General features: G+C 60.7%; 1 protein-coding gene. It reads right to left on the reverse strand.

Translation table 11 applies throughout. The annotated features are described in order from the left end of the window. Window positions 1–379 (reverse strand): IS5 family transposase (locus ILT46_RS12020; RefSeq protein WP_233397239.1); only part of this gene is annotated, 379 nt, incomplete at its 3' end. Window positions 380–458: the final 79 nt, after the last annotated feature.

The following is a 458-nucleotide window of genomic DNA, read 5'->3' on the forward strand; positions in this document are numbered from 1 at the left end:
CGTGGACAAATTGGAGCCAGTATCTGGCGGCGGCGATATGGACCATGCCGAGGAAGCTTTCGGCGAGTTGGTCGTATCGAGTGGCGATGGCGCGGTTGATTTTCAGGCGACCGAAGAATCGTTCGATGTGATTGCGTTCTTTGTAGAGCGCCCGGTCATGTTCGATCTTGACCCGGCGATTTGAGCGGCCCGGGATGACGGCTTGGATGTTGCGACCTGCAAGGTCGGTTCGGATGGCATCGGAGTCATAACCTTTGTCGGCCAACAGCGCCGTAGGTAGGCGCTCAGGCAAAGCGATCAACGTGTCGCAGGCCTTGCAATCGGCTGCTTCGCCGACCGTCAGGTGGAAGGCGATGGGTCGTCCTCGGGCATCGGCCAGACAGTGAAGCTTACTGGTGAACCCGCCCCGCGAGCGGCCAAGAGCGCGTCGACAAGCCCCCCTTTATGGATGGCCCGCC

It is taken from the genome of Qipengyuania sp. YIM B01966, from assembly GCF_016461955.1.
GTDB lineage: Bacteria > Pseudomonadota > Alphaproteobacteria > Sphingomonadales > Sphingomonadaceae > QFOP01.